This window comes from Paenibacillus vandeheii, from assembly GCF_030433635.1.
Lineage (GTDB): Bacteria > Bacillota > Bacilli > Paenibacillales > Paenibacillaceae > Paenibacillus > Paenibacillus vandeheii.
This window is the reverse complement of record NZ_JAROCD010000004.1, coordinates 112,124-128,296: the sequence shown is the minus strand read 5'-3', so window position 1 is coordinate 128,296 and position 16,173 is coordinate 112,124. Positions and strand designations below refer to the sequence as shown.

The 16,173-nt window shown below is 49.0% G+C and carries 15 protein-coding genes; all 15 read left to right on the top strand.

Annotation, left to right across the window (positions count from 1 at the left end):
- Window positions 1-81 precede the first annotated feature (81 nt).
- The 15 genes from abc-f to P5G61_RS08530 all read left to right on the top strand — a co-directional run bounded on the left by abc-f (window position 82) and on the right by P5G61_RS08530 (window position 15,916).
- The gene (gene abc-f / locus P5G61_RS08600) at window positions 82-2,013 is read left to right on the top strand and encodes a ribosomal protection-like ABC-F family protein (RefSeq protein WP_301246088.1); all 1,932 of its coding nucleotides are present in this window, start codon (window positions 82-84) and stop codon (window positions 2,011-2,013) included.
- A gap of 331 nt (window positions 2,014-2,344) precedes the next feature.
- Window positions 2,345-2,812: a hypothetical protein gene (locus P5G61_RS08595; RefSeq protein WP_301246087.1), complete on the top strand. Its 468-nt coding sequence runs from the start codon at window positions 2,345-2,347 to the stop codon at window positions 2,810-2,812.
- On the top strand, window positions 2,812-3,087 hold the full coding sequence (locus P5G61_RS08590; protein ID WP_079347982.1) for a hypothetical protein: 276 nt from the start codon (window positions 2,812-2,814) through the stop codon (window positions 3,085-3,087). Before P5G61_RS08595 ends, P5G61_RS08590 begins: the two co-directional genes overlap by 1 nt.
- Window positions 3,088-3,093: 6 nt before the next feature.
- Window positions 3,094-4,497 carry a glutathionylspermidine synthase family protein gene (locus P5G61_RS08585; RefSeq protein WP_301246086.1) on the top strand — a complete coding sequence of 468 codons (1,404 nt, stop codon included), beginning with the start codon at window positions 3,094-3,096 and terminating at the stop codon, window positions 4,495-4,497.
- Window positions 4,479-4,883, top strand: a complete 405-nt coding sequence (locus P5G61_RS08580; RefSeq protein WP_285075977.1) for a DUF350 domain-containing protein — start codon at window positions 4,479-4,481, stop codon at window positions 4,881-4,883. Before P5G61_RS08585 ends, P5G61_RS08580 begins: the two co-directional genes overlap by 19 nt.
- Window positions 4,884-4,946: 63 nt before the next feature.
- Window positions 4,947-5,894, top strand: coding sequence for a nucleoside hydrolase (locus tag P5G61_RS08575; RefSeq protein WP_301246085.1), 948 nt, complete (start codon window positions 4,947-4,949; stop codon window positions 5,892-5,894).
- Window positions 5,895-6,097: 203 nt separating this feature from the next.
- Window positions 6,098-6,589, top strand: coding sequence for a signal peptidase II (lspA, locus tag P5G61_RS08570; protein ID WP_301246084.1), 492 nt, complete (start codon window positions 6,098-6,100; stop codon window positions 6,587-6,589).
- A 263-nt stretch (window positions 6,590-6,852) separates the two neighbouring features.
- Complete coding sequence (locus P5G61_RS08565) at window positions 6,853-8,091, top strand: ABC transporter substrate-binding protein (protein WP_435874090.1); 1,239 nt, start codon at window positions 6,853-6,855, stop codon at window positions 8,089-8,091.
- A 25-nt stretch (window positions 8,092-8,116) separates the two neighbouring features.
- The gene (locus tag P5G61_RS08560; protein ID WP_024629816.1) at window positions 8,117-8,983 is read left to right on the top strand and encodes a carbohydrate ABC transporter permease; all 867 of its coding nucleotides are present in this window, start codon (window positions 8,117-8,119) and stop codon (window positions 8,981-8,983) included.
- Window positions 8,983-9,810, top strand: a complete 828-nt coding sequence (locus P5G61_RS08555) for a carbohydrate ABC transporter permease (RefSeq protein WP_024629817.1) — start codon at window positions 8,983-8,985, stop codon at window positions 9,808-9,810. The genes P5G61_RS08560 and P5G61_RS08555 overlap by 1 nt, the downstream gene beginning before the upstream one ends.
- 288 nt (window positions 9,811-10,098) lie before the next feature.
- Window positions 10,099-11,889, top strand: coding sequence for a cache domain-containing sensor histidine kinase (locus tag P5G61_RS08550; protein WP_363325734.1), 1,791 nt, complete (start codon window positions 10,099-10,101; stop codon window positions 11,887-11,889).
- On the top strand, window positions 11,855-12,649 hold the full coding sequence (locus P5G61_RS08545) for a response regulator transcription factor (RefSeq protein ID WP_301246082.1): 795 nt from the start codon (window positions 11,855-11,857) through the stop codon (window positions 12,647-12,649). The genes P5G61_RS08550 and P5G61_RS08545 overlap by 35 nt, the downstream gene beginning before the upstream one ends.
- 117 nt (window positions 12,650-12,766) lie before the next feature.
- Window positions 12,767-14,086 (top strand): extracellular solute-binding protein, encoded by a 1,320-nt coding sequence (locus P5G61_RS08540; protein WP_301246081.1) that lies wholly within the window; start codon window positions 12,767-12,769, stop codon window positions 14,084-14,086.
- 30 nt (window positions 14,087-14,116) lie between these two features.
- Complete coding sequence (locus tag P5G61_RS08535) at window positions 14,117-14,998, top strand: carbohydrate ABC transporter permease (protein ID WP_301246080.1); 882 nt, start codon at window positions 14,117-14,119, stop codon at window positions 14,996-14,998.
- 45 nt (window positions 14,999-15,043) lie between these two features.
- Window positions 15,044-15,916, top strand: a complete 873-nt coding sequence (locus P5G61_RS08530) for a carbohydrate ABC transporter permease (RefSeq protein WP_435874116.1) — start codon at window positions 15,044-15,046, stop codon at window positions 15,914-15,916.
- Window positions 15,917-16,173: the final 257 nt, after the last annotated feature.

The window sequence follows — 16,173 nt, the reverse complement described above, 5'->3', positions numbered from 1 at the left end:
CTGAAGGGCCGCGGAGCTAACCTCCTGCGGCTCTTTTTGTGTTGCGGTCAGGCTCTTCCAATCCATAGGAGGAACCTTATTATGATGATCATTAGCGCGCAACAATTGACCCAATACCACGGAGCACATCTGGTGCTGGACGGCATTACGTTTGAAATTATGGAAGGCGACAAGGTCGCCCTAATCGGCCGCAACGGAAGCGGCAAAACAACATTGATGCGACTGATGGCACGACTGAATCAACCGGATGAAGGACAATTGATGATCAAGAAAGATACACGGATGGGTTACGTGGCTCAGGTACCGGAAGGAATGGATGATCACACGGTACTGGATGTGCTAAGCCTTGGATTCAGGGAGCTTATGGCATGCCGGAGTCAAATGAAGGAAATGGAACAGCAGATGTCCGATCCGGACTGTGCAGCCGATCCGAACCAATTGGAGCGCCTGTTGAAGAGGTACGCGGCATTGCAGGACCAGTTTGAGCGCGAGGGTGGATACGAGATGGATGCCCGGATCGATCAGGTGGCAGACGGTCTGGATATTGCGAAGGAGCATTACGGTTGGCGTTTTGGCTCGTTGTCTGGTGGTGAACAGACCCGGGTTGTGCTGGCTTCACAGCTTATTGTAAGACCTGATCTGTTATTGCTGGATGAGCCGACGAACCATCTTGATCTGGAGCGAGTGGAATGGCTGGAAGGATTTTTGCGCGAGTACACAGGTACGATTATCCTGATCTCACATGATCGTTATTTTCTGGACCGTGTAGCATCCCGGACGTTAGAGCTGGAGGATGGAGAAGCGCAGACGTCTGCTGGCGGTTATACGGAGTATATGAAGGTGAAGGAACAACGACTGCTGCAGCAATTTGAGGAGTTCAAGGAACAGCAGAAGGTTATGAAAAAAATGAAGGAAACGATTCGCCAGCTGGAGGAATGGGGCCGTGTGGGCGGTAATGAAAAGTTCTTTCGGCGGGCTGCCTCCATGCGCAAAGCATTGGAGCGAATGGAGCAGGTGAAGCGACCTGTGCTGGAGCGGCGTAATGCCGATTTCGATGTTCGTCCTACGGACCGCACGGGAAAACGGGTGGCCGTTATGGAACAGGTTGAAAAGGCTTATGGAGAACGCCCGATTCTGCGCGGGGTATCGGGTTTGCTCGAATATGGCGATAAAATTGCCCTTATTGGGCGCAATGGTTCAGGCAAAACGACGTTGTTCAAGCTGTTGCTGGGAGAGGAGCAGCCTAGTGCAGGCAGCCTGGAGTGGGGTGCACGTGTGGATGTCGGTTATTTGGCACAGCAGGAGGAGCCAACCAATCCGAAGCTGAATGTACTAGAATACTTCCGTCTGGAAGCAGGTGTGGAGGAAGGGGAGGCTCGCGGTATTCTGGCCCGATATTTATTCTACGGGGCAGATGTATTCCGCTCTGTCGGGCAATTATCCGGTGGGGAGTGGACACGTCTGCGACTGGCTCTGCTGGTGCAGCGCAAGCCGAATGTGCTTCTGCTGGATGAACCGACCAACCATCTGGATATCGCTTCAAGGGAAGCGCTCGAAGAGTCGCTCATTGATTTTGAAGGAACGGTGCTTGCCATCTCGCATGACCGCTACTTCGTCAATCGCCTCGCTTCACGTGTGTGGGAACTGGAGGGCGGGCGGATGGTCACCTATCTGGGAGACTATGAAGCTTACCGTGAGAAAAAGCTTGATCTGCAAGCACGTGCAGCAGTGGCAAGTCAGCCTATAGCAGCTGTAGCGACTCCATCACGTGGGGGTTCACAACCGAACTCCGAGACGAAGTCTGGTAGAACGGCTGATAAGCACCAATCCCAAAAGCTGTCCGCTGAACAATTGGAGCAGAGACTGGCTCGGCTTGAAGGACAAATTCAGGAGATGGATCATCAGCTTGAATCTGCGGAGAACACGCCAGATGAGCTAGAGCAAATATGGAACGAACGCGAGCGACTTTCTGGCGAATACAATGAAATATTGGCCCAGTGGGCAGAGCTGTGAGACAGTCGACATGGAGCTGATCTCAAGGTGCATCTTGGATAGATTTTAAAATAGATGAAGAAGGGAAGAAGGCTGGAGAAGGTTCTCTGGCCCTTTTTGCTTTTCATAGTTAACATCGTGACGCGATGATATCGATGGTAATTGAATGATTTATTTCGATCTATATCTTGCCGATTGAAAAACGCTCTTGAGATTGATACAACATGATTTTTTACATGTCATCGGGAATAGTGTAACTTTTTTCCTTCTCGTGCGTTTAATACGTTTGTGTGTATGGAAACGGCTCCTCTTAGAGCTCACAGAAAGGCAGGTTATCGTTATTTATTATTCATTGACTTATCGGAACTGGTCGGATGATCGGCAGGTGGAGACGGGGGTATTGGAACAGGTTTCGGTTACTCGCGATGAATTGTTCATGCGCAAGCTGGTCGATGCTACCCTGATGAAAAATAAGCTCTGGGCGCATCTGTCCAATGAATGCGAGGATCGTCGGGAGCATGCAGTCTACTTGACCGAATACAACAATCAAAAGCCTGCGGAACACGGTACAGCGATTGCAGACGCTGCACTGTCGATGTGCAAAATGTCCTCCATGTACAGCTCGGAATACATGCTGTGGAATGGGAGTGCATTTCAGGAATTGGACTTGGCAGAATCCTCCTCGTACACGATGGAGCTTGGCGAGCAACTACTGGACCATTACATGGTCCGAGGCGGTATAACCTATGAATTTGTGTATTCCGTGCTGGATGCGGATCGCAAGAAAGTGTTGTTTTTTATGAAGGAGGTGGATCTGTAATGGCCGAAAATCTCACACCCACACCCGGCTCACGTGCCAAGCTGGTTGCCTTCTCGCTCATGCTTGCAGTGCCTGCCGTATTATCCGGTTGTGGCAGCAATAGCGATGATTGCGACCCGGAATACGATACCGGATGTGAGTATGACTCCAGCAGCGGGCACTATTACTATGGTGGCGGATCGTCCTATCGGAGCAACAAGGACAGCAGTTCCTACAGCAAATCCAGTTCCAAATCGAGCGGCTTTGGCAGCTTCTTCCGCAGTTCGGGAGGTTAGAACCTGATGAGGCATATATACGAGCTGCCGTTCAGCCATGAAGAAGTATTCAGGGACGAAGCAGGGCAACAAGTTCCCTATCACCGAATGTATGGCAAGCAATATTGTGTGCCTGCATTAACGGTCTATACCCCTGCGGAGATGCAGGAATTACGTGCAGCAGTTGAGGCTGTAGACGGGATTTATTGCAAGGTGATGCGTTTTATCCAGCAATACATGCCCGACTCTTTTCTGGAGCATCAATTGGGTATTTACCCTGGCCTTATTCCAGCGGCTCGTATGGAGATGGTGACAGGCGGGATCACTCGGCAGGACTGGATTATTGGGGAAACGGGTCCCAAATGCATTGAAAATAACACCGATACCCCAACAGGCATACCAGAAGCAGCTGCATTGGAAGGTATTTTGGTTGGGATGGCTGAAAAAACATCGCTCTATCCTCCGTCCAAAGGCATGGATGAGTGTATCCGAGAATGCTTTCACAGCTGGTTGGGTGCTTATGCAAAGCAGGGCTTGCAAGGCGTGGTGACCTTTACTTCGTTCGGAGATCATGTGGAGGATCGGACCAATACGGAGTATCTGATGAAGCTGTGTCAGGAAGCGGGATATGAAACGTTTTACGCTCCACTGGAGGAATTGGAGATTATCCCCGGGGATTCACTCTACCATCAAGGGCGCGAGATCAACCTGCTGTACCGTCTATATCCCCTGGAGTATCTGATCGATGATCGAGACGAGACGACGGGGGTGGATATCGGCGCTGCGCTGCTTGAGCTGGTACAGGAAGGACGACTCGGTCTGATGAATCCCGTACAACATGTGCTGATGCAGAGCAAAGGCTTCATGGCCGCCATCTGGTCGCTCTATGAACGCAATGAACAGACCCCGGAATATTGCGGATTTCGGCTGTTTAACGATGCGGAGCTGGAAACCATTTCGCGGTATTTGCTGCCAACTTATTTCGAAGCAGGACCCTTTGAGCTGGATTCCATTCCATATGTAGCCAAAAGCTATTGGGGACGTGAAGGCCGAGGGACCTCACTGCTGGGTGACGAAACGGAGCAGACTACGGGCAAGCCGAATACGTATACACCTGTGAGCGTTCAGACGCCATCAAACTCGAACGAAACAGGCACAGTGGATGAAGAAGAGGAGCTTGCCGCCTATTATAACAATCAGCCCAAGATTTATCAGCAGCTCGTTCCAATGGAACAGGCCGTGATTCAGACAGAGGATGGCGAATACAGAGGTTATTTGCTTACCGGAGTATTTGTCATTAATGGACGTTTTGCGGGTGTACTGCCGCGAATCGGGGAGAAAGTGACAGGGGATATGGCCTATTATTGTGCGGCCACGGTCAATGAACGGATGGATGATGAGGAGGAGAAGGAATGGACAATTTGGGATTGAACCTGCTGAATGTAGCGGTAGGTGTGGGCATTTTACTGGTTGTATTGGTATGCGGGTATTTCGCTTTTAGCCAACTGACCCGGTATAACGATAGTGAGGAAATTGCGAAAGGCAACGAGGCGGCAGGCATATACATGGGGAGCAAATTGCTGGGCCTGTGTATTATTGTGGGCATGGTGTCCTTCTCCACGCACTCGTGGCTGGATATGCTGCTTTGGTCGGCGCTGGGAATCATTATTTTGTGTCTGGTCTATATTATATTTGACTTCCTGACCCCCAAGATGCGGGTATGTGATGAAATTGCACGAGGGAATATGGCCGTGGCACAGCTGCTGCGTTCCATTATCATCGGCGTTTCCATCGTCATCGGTACATTTTTGATGTAAAATAAATGCTAGCGATAAACGATAATTCAGAATAAATATTTAACCAAGAAGGAGCGCAGCATCATGAGAAAAGTCATCATTGATACAGATACAGCAGGAGACGATACGATTGCGATCCTGACGGCACTGCACCATTTCCAGGTGGAGGGCATCACGATTACAGGTGGGAACGTGCAGTTTGACCAAGAGGTGGAAAATACACTGTACACCGTGCAGGTTGCGGGTCATGGCGGCAAGGTGCCTGTGTACAAAGGATGCGAACGCCCGTTAATGGCCTATGGCAAGGCCCAACACCGCACGGTGGAAGACGTACATGGTGATGACGGCATGGGCGGAGCCCATTTCCCGAAGGCGGACCAGCGTCCCGAGGCAGGGCATGCAGTTGATTTTATCATTGAAAAGGTACACGCACAGCCGGGCGAAATCTCGCTTCTTGCTATTGCACCGCTGACCAACATTGCGATGGCCATTCAGAAGGACCCGACTATTATTCCAGAGATTGCACATCTCTACATCATGGGTGGAACGAATAATGCACTGGGCAATATTACGCCAGCCGCGGAGTATAACTTCTATGTTGATCCGGAAGCAGCCAAAATTGTATTACACGCGGGCATTCCGATTACCATGGTTGGCTGGGAGATGTGTACTCAGTATTCCGTTATGGATGATGACGATCATGCGGAGATTGCAGCGCTAGGTACATCTGGTGCGGATTTCTTCACGGCCATCAACAAAGTGGTTATGCAGTTCAACAAATCGGTACATAAACTGAACGGAACCACTCATCCGGATACGTTGCTAATGGCTGTTGCCGCAGATGAGTCGCTCATGACCAAATCCGGTCAGTATTACGTGGACGTGGAAGCAGCAGGAGAATTAACGCGCGGATATAGCGTGGTGGATATCAACGGACGTTTCGGCAAAGAACCGAACGTACGCGTCTGCGAGGCCATTGACCGTCCGAAATTCAAATCGATGCTGCTGGATGTGCTCTCCGCTATTCGATAATTTCGTTAATTGTCCCTCATTCCGTATAAGACGGCTGGGGGCTTTTTTTCAGTGTGAGCACAGGTTCTACAGCTCATATGGATTCAATACAGCGGCTGTGTTAAAGTGGAGGAAACATTACGTTAAACCCAATGGTAAGGTAGAAGACTGAGGGGTTAACATAGGCTAGGCAGCTATAGCAGTCTGGCAGGAGGAGAGGCAACATGTTGTTTTATTTTATAGCACTGCTGGTTACCCTGGTGGATCAAGGCACCAAAATGGCGGTGAGGATGTATATGGAAGTTGGCGACACGATGAGACTTGGCGATTCGGGTATGCAGCTGCAGCATTATGAGAACAGTGGGATGGCCGGTAGCCTGTTTCAGGGGAACGCGCGTCTGTTCGGCGTGGTCGCCATTCTATTTATCATAGGCATGATGTATTATCGGAAAAAAGGTGAAATTCGTGGTTTCTGGATGCAGGCAGGAGCCGGCTTCATGGTCGGTGGTGCTTTGGGGAATGCAATCGATCGCTTTATTTACGCACGCGTAACGGATTTTCTCGTGTTTCCGTCGGGACGCGGAATACTCAATCTGGCGGATGTTGCAATAAACATAGGCGTGGTGCTGCTGGTCATCGGTATGTTAATTCGTGCATTTCAGAGCTATCGGGCGAAGCGATTGCGGAATGCATTGCCAAAAATAGAGCGTTCATAATGAGGCAACGACAGCTCTATTGTAGGCCATTATAAGTGAATAAATAAGAGGCATTGGATATCATCCGATGTCTTTTTTTGTTATGTCGATGACCGGACTCACGCTCAGTGGGGCTGATTCAATTTTATCGAAACCGTTTTAGGAATAATAGGGCACATTATAGTCAACGCTCATAGTAGGAATCAGTGGAAGGATTAACCACATGGTTACTTCACTAATTTAATGGGTAAATCTTAACGTATATAAGCTGAGGGAGGTACAACATGAGAACATCGCTTACCAAGGCACTCGGGATAATGCTGCTTTGTGGAATAACGGCTGTATTGCTGTCTTCCTGCACCAGCGGGAATCATGCCAACGGCAAAGTGCAGGTTGAATTTTTTCAGAACAAACCCGAAGCCAAAGGAACCTTTGACGAATTAATCAAAACATTTAACGCCGAACACTCCGATATTCAGGTCACTCAGGTGAATCCACCAGATGCGGAGACGGTGCTGAAGACACGTGTGGTGAAGAACGATGTGCCAGATATTATGGCGATGGGGGCAACGGATACCTATTCCATTCTTGCACAGAGTGATATTTTCGCCGATCTGACCAACAGTCCACTGTTGAAAACGATCGATCCCAACTACATACAGATGCTGAAGGATGTCACGGGAATGGATGAAGTGACGGGCGTTCCTTACGCAACAAATGCAAACGGAATCATGTATAACAAAACGTTGTTTAAGGAAATGGGACTGGACGTGCCTAAGACTTGGGACGAATTGATTGCAACAGCCCAAAAAATTAAGGATGCAGGTAAAATTCCATTTTACTTCACATACAAGGATGACTGGCAGACGAATCTGCCGTTCAATGCACTCGGACCTAACTTGGTTGGTATTGATTTCTATCTGGAGCGTCGCGAGAACAAGGTGACCTTCAAGGAGAAATACCGCGAGGTCGCGGAGAAGCAGTTGGAACTGATGAATTACGGTCACGGCGACAACTTCGGTAAAGCATATTCCGATGGTAACCGGGCCTTTGCTAATGGAGAAGCTTATATGTACATTCAGGGTACCTGGGCGATCTCCGAGATTCGCAAAGCGAACCCGAATGTGGACATTGGTTTCTTCCCATTCCCGACAGGCAACGACCCTAGCCAGATTAAGCTGGTGAACGGAATCGACTCCCTGTTTACCATTGCAGCGGATACACCGAACAAGGAGCAGGCTGAGCAGTTCATCGCATTTCTGCTGAAGCCTGAAAATATAGGCAAGTACATTAAGGAACAAACGCTGTTCTCTGCGGTGGAAGGTGTAAAACAAGATGATCCTGCTGTACAGGAACTGACACCTTACATTGAGCAGGGCAAGGTTATCGACTTTGCCGATCACTATATTCCGGCTGCGGTGCAGCTGAATTCCATCGTACAGTCCTTTTTGCAGAACAAGAACATCGACAACTATCTGGATACACTCGACAAAGAATGGGACAAGGTAGCGAATCGGCGATAACGCCTTGTCCGAAGGAGGATGGAGTATGAACAAGCGCATTGCGCCCTATTACTGGATGACGGTTCCGGCGGTAGTATTGTTCTTCGTATTTATGACGCTGCCGGCCCTCCAGGGGATCTATTATTCATTTACGAACTACAACGGATTTGGTAATGGTTATGATTTTGTTGGATTCAAAAACTATTTCAATCTGTTTCAGGATGACAATGTGGGCAACGCCTACTGGTTTACCTTCAAGTTTGCGATCGTTGTAACGATCCTGACGAATATTCTAAGCCTGCTCATTGCACTCGGGCTGAATGCCAAGATCAAGTTCCGTAACTTTTTCCGGGGCATCTACTTCTTGCCGAATATCCTGAGTGTATTGATTGTAGGTTACATATTTAACTACCTGTTCTCCAACGTATTTCCGATCTGGGGACAAAACCTAGGGATCAACGCCCTATCCACCAACATTCTGGGCAGCGAAAGCCTGGCATGGATCGGGATCGTGATTGTGGCCGTATGGCAATCCGTTGCGTTGAATACGATTCTGTATCTGGCGGGATTGCAAACGATCCCTACAACATTGTATGAAGCATCAAATCTGGACGGCGCCGGCAAATGGCGTGAGTTCTGGAGCATTACATTCCCGCTCATTGCTCCATTCTTCACGATTAACATGGTGCTGGCGATGAAAAACTCACTGATGGTCTTTGACCAAATCGTGGCCTTGACCAATGGTGGACCGGGACGGGCAACACAGTCCATCTCCCATCTGATCTATACGGGTGGATTTGAAGGCGGCGAATATGCGTATCAATCTGCGAACTCGGTTATCTATTTCATCGTTATCGCGGTGATTTCGATTCTGCAAATCCGGTTCCTGCAAAGAAGGGAGACGGATCTGTAATGAGAAGCCGTTTACGTACCAACTGGCCCGTTATGTTATTGATTGTTCTGGGTACCTTGTTCATTCTGTTCCCGTTATATATGACGGTAACGATCGCATTGAAAAATCCGGAGCAAATGGCCCAATCGGTATTTGCCATTCCGACAACGCTTCACTGGGAGAACTTTGCAAGTGCAATAGACATGACCAACTTCTTCCAATCGTTCCGTAACAGTGCCATTGTGACTGCATCAACAGTTATCCTGACCTTGCTCAGTAACTCTATGGTGGCTTACGCGATTGCGCGAAATATGGAGAAACGGAAATTTTTCAAAGGGCTGTACTACTACTTCGTCAGTGCGATGTTCATTCCGTTTCCAATCATCATGCTGCCGATTGTTAAGCTGACTGCATCATTGGACATGACGAATCTGTTGGGTCTAATCCTGTTGCACACGGTGTATGGACTCGCCTTTAACGTATTTGTATACGTCGGATACATTCGGTCCATTCCGGTAGCACTGGAGGAAGCGGCCTTTGTCGATGGAGCGACAACCTGGGGCACGTTCTGGAAAATCATTTTCCCATTGATGGCGCCGATCAGTGCCACAGTGGGTATCCTGACCTGTCTGTCCACTTACAATGACTTCCTGCTGCCACTCATTATCATTAGTGATCCGGCACAATACACGCTGCCGCTTGTGCAGTATGTATTCCAAGGTCAATTCAATACCGACTTTAACCTGGCGTTTGCGTCATACTTGCTGGCATTGCTGCCAATGATCATCATCTATCTGTTCGCGCAGAAGTGGATTATCAACGGAGTGACACAAGGCTCGGTAAAATAATAAAGGAGAGGTTGGGCTCAATGGAGCCCGCCTTTTTTTTGTTTTTATGGCTCTTTTGCTTGTTTGGACAGGACGGTAGATATAAGTGATTGATTAACAAAGGGAACTGTGCTATTTTTTAGTCGTTAGTTTAATCGATAAACAAAGCGCAGAGAAAGGGAGTAATCAGCCGTTATGTAAACGCTTTAATTATTGCTGATGCTGGATTCGGCATAGCTTGTACTCCATCGTCACCCAGCATGAGATTCGGGTGGCGATTTCTTTTACATGCAGCGAGGAGGATGGGTCTTGCGAGGGAAAATGGGCAGATGGAATTCATTACGCAATCAGATCTTTGTTGGTTTTGTACTGGTGATGCTGATGGTCTTATTCATTGCAGGCATTGTTGCCTATGATCGGGTATCCGGTCTGCTGAAGACCAATGCGGAGAAGCATATTTATCAGACGGCTGTTCAGGCCAACGGCAGATTGGATGCCCTTATTTCACAGGTGAACTCCCTGACAGCCCAAGTGGCGGATGATCCTTACGTTCAGCGTTTGCTGAGCAATGAAAAAAGCGGAGAATCGGCAACATTCAATCAGCGTCAGGCCCTCCTGCAGATTGTGGGCAGCTATCAATCCTTTATGAATGGCGTACAGAGCATGGAAATCTACACCACCAATCACAGCCGGATTTTCCCCATGGATGACCGCTCCCTGGATGTGAGGCTGGACCGGAACTGGATTACGGAAGCGGACAAGGAAAAAGGAAGGCTGATCTGGACTGGCCCCGATCCGGAAGATCCCGGCGTGATTATGGCTATTCGGCGTGTCAGCTTGATGGACCGGGCCTTTGAACATGGAGGCTACGTTGTAGTGCGGATGCAGCGCAGTTTCTTTCAGTTGAATGATCTGGATGATGCAGACGATACGCTGGACTCGATTCTGTTGGCGGATGCCAATGGGAGCGTTGTGACTTCCAATCTGGAAGCAGACCTGAATGTGGAGGCATTGTTGAGCAGTGATCGCTCCATCGTTCAGACCCGGGATGAGCCCTATATCGTGGTCAGACAGCATTCCGAAATTACGGGGTGGACCCTGGCTGTCCTTACTCCGGTGAGTGAGACGACGGAGGGAGTATCCATCCTTCGTACGGCGCTGTTCATTTCCGGCTTGTTCGGCGTTGTTTTGTTTCTAATCATGTCCTTTCTCTTATCAACCATGATTACACATCCGATCAGGCGACTGATGAGGGCCATGCGCAGTGCGCGTCCGGGGGCGATGGAGCCCAATATTATGGTGAGCTCAACAATGGAGATACATAAGCTCAATGAAGTATACAATCAGATGGTATACAGGCTGAACGAGTTGACCCAGGAGGTGTACGAGAAGGAAATTATGCAGTCCAGAACGGAACTGAAGGCGCTTCAGTCACAGATCAATCCCCATTTCCTGTTCAACACGCTGGAGGCGTTCTATTGGTCCCTTGAGGACAAAGGAGATGAGGAGCTGGCGCGGATGGTTGTGGCGATGTCCCGATTATTTCGCTACACGATCTCCAGTCCGAACCAGGATGAATGGGTTACGCTTTCTGATGAATTGGAACACGCTGAACGTTATCTTCGAATCATGGAGATGAGACTGGGGGAGAGACTGGAGTGGGACATCCAATTGAGTGAAGCCATGCGAATGGTGAAAATACCTAAACTGCTCATTCAGCCGTTGGTGGAAAACGCCATTCTTCACGGCGTGGAGAGCAGAATCGGACCAGGAAAGGTAAGTGTTCGCGCCGATGCTTCGACGAAGGAGGGGCTTGTTCACATTGAAGTTCGAGATAATGGACCCGGAATGGATGATCTAAGGCTTCAATCTGTCGTTCGCGCATTGAACGGGGGCCCTGCTGTTTCCAATAAGGGAACAGGCGTAGGTCTGGTGAACGTCGATCGTCGGCTGAAGCTCTATTTTGGCAATCAGCTCGGTAAAGCTTGCGGGTTGTCCGTGAAAAGTGAACCTGGTCAAGGAACCGTCATTGGCTTTCATATTCCGAAGGATACGGAGGGTGCATATGATTCATGGCAAAACGATTCTTATCGTCGATGATGAGCCACGCACAAGAGAGGGCATCCGCAAGACGCTGGAAGGCTGGTCGGCTGGCCGCAATGAGATCAGAACGGCAGCTAGCGGAGTCGAGGCAGCCGAATGGCTCAAGGAACAGTCAGCAGACCTTCTGATTACAGACGTTCGAATGCCGGAGTTCTCCGGCCTGTCTCTGGTTGAAGCGGTACAGAATTATCCGAGCAAGCCTGTCGTACTGATCATGTCCGGACATGCCGATTTTCAATATGCTCAGCAGGCCATCAAGCTCGGAGTGGTGGATTATCTGCTTAAACCAATTGAGAAGGAGCAGTTGATCCAGACGGTTGAGAAAGCTCTGGAACTCGGTGAACAGCAGCGGCGTATTCAAACGATGCAGAAGCTCGTTGATCCCAAGCTGCTGGATGCAAGGGAGCGAGGAGATCAACAGCTTAATCCCCAGATCAGCGAAGCTATTGCTTATGTGGAAGCCCATCTGGGCGAGCCTGTCACCATGCGGGAAATCGCTGAGCTGTTGCATCTGAACTCAAGTTATTTCAGCGTGCTGTTCAAGGAGCAGATGGGGATCAATTTCAGTGAATATCTGACCCGCAAACGTGTTCAGCGAGCCAAGGAATTGCTCGTTCAGACCGCCATGCCCATCGCGGAGATCGCCGAGCAAGTGGGGTATCAGACGGACAAATATTTTATTAAAGTGTTCAAAAGCCTCGAAGCAATTAGCCCAAGCAAGTATCGTCATTCCATTACCGCCCAAGAGAAAAAATAACCATAAAATAGTGGAGTTTTTCCAAATCATCCTGGTCTTATGGGGTCGGTGTGCCCATGTTAGAATTTAATTAAAGCGGTTACATCAACCGAAAAACGAATACAGGGGGTTGGGAAAATGAATAAAAAGCCCATAGCAATGCTTCTGACATTGACGCTTATCCTCACCATATTTTTATCTGGATGCAGCAATTCAGATTCCGACGGAAAAGGTGAAGCAAGCGGCAGCGGGTCCGACGGAAAGGTGACCCTCAAGTTTATGCACCTCTGGCCAGCAGGCAGTTCTGCACAGCAGAACAAGCTGGTTAACGAAATCATCAAGCAGTATCAGACCGATCACCCGAACGTGACAATCAAGCAGGAAGTACTGGAAAATGAGCAATATAAAAACAAGCTTAAGATTTTATCCGCTTCCAATGAACTCCCCGATGTAGGTGTAACCTGGGCGGCGGGATTTCTTGAGCCTTACGTAAAGGGTAACCTGTTCGCGCCAGTCGATGACCTTCTGAGTGGTCCACTGGAAGGCAAGTTCATTGCAGGAACAACCGAAGCGTATGCGGTAGAGGGAAAAACCTATGCGCTCCCGATTGAGTTGAATATCTCTCCGATTTATTACAACAAGGACATTTTCGCCAAGTATAACTTGCAACCACCAACAACGTATGATGAGTTCCTGAATGTTGTGAAAACGCTGACAGACAATGGAGAAGTCCCTATCGCTCTTGGCAACAAGGATCGCTGGACCGGCTCGCTATGGTATATGTATCTGGCGAATCGTCTGGGCGGGGATGCATTGGAGAAGGCCATCCAGGGCACGGGCAAGTTTGACGATCCCGCTCTAATTGAGGCGGCGGCGGAAGTACAGAAGCTGGTGGACATGAACGCGTTCAATAAAGGTTTCAACGGTTTGTCCAACGATGAAGGCAAATCGGAATTCATGAATGAGAAAGCGGCCATGTACCTGATGGGCACCTGGGAACTGCCGAACTATACAACCAATCCGGATGTACCACAGGAGTTCAAGGATAAGATTGGATTCTTTAAATTCCCGACAATGGAGGATGGCAAAAGTGACATTAACAGCTGGGTCGGCGGTCCAGGTGTAGGTCTGTTCGTTGCACAGAACTCCAAGGTGAAGGATGAGGCGCAGAAGTTCGTGCAATATTTCGTGGGAAAATGGGGTGAGAGCTCCGTAACTGAGGCGGGCGTCATTCCGGCAACAAAAGTGGATACTGCGGAAGTCCAACTGCCGCAGCTCTATACTGACCTGCTGAATGAATTAAATCAGGCCAGCAGCCTGACACTGTTCGCGGATGTGCAGATGAAACCAGCGGCAGCTCAGGTCCATCTGGACATGATTCAGGCCTTGTTTGGAAAAGCAGTGACTCCAGAGGAGTTTGTGAAAAATCATCAGGCAGCCATTGATAAAGGCAATTAACGGTACAACGCACAAAGGGAGGATATTCTGATGGACAAAGTCATGTCCAACCGTTTAGTCGCTGCGTTGTACGTGCTTCCCGCGCTGCTGCTGTTATTGGTCCTGATCTATGTACCGATCGTACTGACCGGATATTACGGATTGATGCAGTGGGACGGGATTGGCGCAATGACCTTTATCGGTTTAGAAAATTACACACGATTGCTTCACGACGCAGCGTTCTGGCAGAGTGCCTATCATACTTTTTTGCTGGCGCTGTTCTCCGCACTGAGTCTAATCGGCTATCTTGCGATAGCGCTTGTGCTGTCAGGCAAAATCAAGGGAGCCAATCTGTTTCGCAAAATATATCTTATTCCGATGCTTCTGTCATCGGTGGCTATAGCCCAGCTATGGCTGAAGATTTATCACCCAAGCAATGGCGTGCTTAACTCCTTTCTGGAAGGAATCGGGATTGCCAATCCGCCAGCATGGCTGGCGGAGCCATCGCTGGTGTTGTATGCGCTGTTCGTGCCGATTTTGTGGCAGTATGCCGGATTTTATATTTTGATTTATTATGCTGCGCTTAAAAATATCCCGGAATCACTGGTGGAAGCCGCCCGGATTGATGGAGCGAACCCTTGGCAGATTGCTTTTCGCATCAAGCTGCCCCTGATCACGGAAGTGATCAAAGTGACGATTGTGCTGGCAGTTGTCGGCTCGCTGAAATACTTTGATCTAATCTATGTGATGACGGATGGTGGGCCGAATGGCTCCAGTGAAGTAATGGCCTCTTATATGTATCATCAGGCTTTCCGGGGATTCGACTTTGGTTATGGGAGTGCTGTCGGTTTCTTCCTGTTGGTCATCTGTCTGGTCGTCACCTGGCTGTTACGGAAAGCTACGGCATCCAAGGACACCATTCAGTACTCTTGATACAAGTGAAATGAAAGGAGGTCCATCCCTGTGAAGACGGAAACCGTGGTTCGGTTGCCAGCCTATCCGGGAACAGGCCCGGGCTCGACATTGCTGAGAAGGATCGGATATTTTCTGCTCTACAGCCTGTTGATTCTGGTCGCATTGCTGCAGATTCTGCCCTTGATTTGGCTGCTGCTGTTCTCACTCAAAAATAATCAGGAAGTATTCGATATGGCTCCGTTCGCCCTTCCCGCAACGCCGCGATGGGAGAATTATGTGAAAGTGTGGACGGAAGGTAATATCAGTTTATATTTCTTCAATAGTGTCTGGATTACGGCTGTGTCTGTCGTGTGTACCGTGTTGTTCGCGAGTCTGGTTACCTTTGCCATCACTCGTATGCGCTGGAAAGGGCGTTCACTGGTATTGGGGTTGTTCATGGTAGGTCTGATGATCCCTGTGCATTCTACGCTGATCCCGCTGTTCAGCCTCTTCCTGAAGCTTCATCTTACGGATCATCCATTGTCGGTCATTCTATCCTACATCGCGTTTAACATGCCGATTACGATTATGATTTTGCTTGGTTTCTACTACGCCCTTCCACGGGAAGTGGAGGAAGCAGCGGTAATGGATGGCTGTTCCGTTCATCGAATTTTCTTCCGTATCGTGCTGCCGATGACATCCTCGGTAATAGCTACGACGGCAATTATTAACATGATCTATGACTGGAATGAGTTTATTTTCGTGAATACGTTCATCAGCACAGACTCGTACAAAACCCTAACCGTTGGGGTACAGAACTTTATTGGGCAGTACACCACGGATTGGGGAGCGATTGGCGCAACGCTGATGATCAGCATTCTGCCGATCCTGATCGCGTTCCTCGTCTTGAGCAATCGAATTGTGGAAGGCATCGCTGCTGGATCGGTCAAAGGTTAGAACAAAATTTGGTATATGGCATCTCGCTGCCCTACCTTAATGGACCCTTTAACATCCCTTTCTATGAGGGGTGTATGGGGTCTTTTTGTATCATCCGACCTTGGCTCCAATCAGAGGTAGGCGTGCTCCGCTGGGGCGAACTTTGCATTCCATTCGGCATACATCGGACATAAATGAAAAAGATGAAAATACCTATTTATGGTATTTCAAAAAACTTTCAATTATTTTCGCAAAACTACTGCATTTTCAAACTACCT

Excerpts from the sequence above, each read along its gene's own strand:
- abc-f (WP_301246088.1), top strand. The coding sequence starts at position 82 with ATGATGATCATTAGCGCGCAACAATTGACCCAATACCACGGAGCACAT.
- P5G61_RS08590 (WP_079347982.1), top strand. The coding sequence starts at position 2,812 with ATGGCCGAAAATCTCACACCCACACCCGGCTCACGTGCCAAGCTGGTT.
- P5G61_RS08585 (WP_301246086.1), top strand. The coding sequence starts at position 3,094 with ATGAGGCATATATACGAGCTGCCGTTCAGCCATGAAGAAGTATTCAGG.
- P5G61_RS08580 (WP_285075977.1), top strand. The coding sequence starts at position 4,479 with ATGGACAATTTGGGATTGAACCTGCTGAATGTAGCGGTAGGTGTGGGC.
- P5G61_RS08575 (WP_301246085.1), top strand. The coding sequence starts at position 4,947 with ATGAGAAAAGTCATCATTGATACAGATACAGCAGGAGACGATACGATT.
- lspA (WP_301246084.1), top strand. The coding sequence starts at position 6,098 with ATGTTGTTTTATTTTATAGCACTGCTGGTTACCCTGGTGGATCAAGGC.
- P5G61_RS08565 (WP_435874090.1), top strand. The coding sequence starts at position 6,853 with ATGAGAACATCGCTTACCAAGGCACTCGGGATAATGCTGCTTTGTGGA.
- P5G61_RS08560 (WP_024629816.1), top strand. The coding sequence starts at position 8,117 with ATGAACAAGCGCATTGCGCCCTATTACTGGATGACGGTTCCGGCGGTA.
- P5G61_RS08555 (WP_024629817.1), top strand. The coding sequence starts at position 8,983 with ATGAGAAGCCGTTTACGTACCAACTGGCCCGTTATGTTATTGATTGTT.
- P5G61_RS08545 (WP_301246082.1), top strand. The coding sequence starts at position 11,855 with ATGATTCATGGCAAAACGATTCTTATCGTCGATGATGAGCCACGCACA.
- P5G61_RS08540 (WP_301246081.1), top strand. The coding sequence starts at position 12,767 with ATGAATAAAAAGCCCATAGCAATGCTTCTGACATTGACGCTTATCCTC.
- P5G61_RS08535 (WP_301246080.1), top strand. The coding sequence starts at position 14,117 with ATGGACAAAGTCATGTCCAACCGTTTAGTCGCTGCGTTGTACGTGCTT.